This is a genomic window from Neisseria sp. HMSC068C04 (assembly GCF_001810105.1).
Classification (GTDB): domain Bacteria; phylum Pseudomonadota; class Gammaproteobacteria; order Burkholderiales; family Neisseriaceae; genus Neisseria; species Neisseria flavescens_B.
The window spans coordinates 4,998-5,358 of sequence record NZ_KV800014.1 but is presented as its reverse complement, the minus strand read 5'-3'; the positions used below and the strand labels follow the sequence as shown (position 1 = coordinate 5,358).

Genomic DNA, 361 nt, shown 5'->3' with positions numbered 1-361 from the left:
TTTCAACACACAGCCGCCTGAAGGCGGCTGGGAAACAACATAATCTGTTGCTAATTCATTCGTCTGTTTCAACACACAGCCGCCTGAAGGCGGCTGGTCAACGATGACGTCCCTTTTTAGGAGAGAGTAATGTTTCAACACACAGCCGCCTGAAGGCGGCTGGATACACAGGCAAAGACCCCGAAGAAATGACCATCGTTTCAACACACAGCCGCCTGAAGGCGGCTGGAAGCTAAGTTATCCGTTAACTAAGGAATTTAATGTTTCAACACACAGCCGCCTGAAGGCGGCTGGGGGGTACAGAAACCGAAGACGCCGGCGCATTCCAAGTTTCAACACACAGCCGCCTGAAGGCGGCTGG

1 CRISPR repeat array is annotated in these 361 nt (G+C 52.6%).

Annotated elements, in window-relative coordinates:
* Position 1: 1 nt before the first annotated feature.
* Positions 2-361: a CRISPR direct-repeat array (repeat unit 30 nt; unit sequence TTCAACACACAGCCGCCTGAAGGCGGCTGG).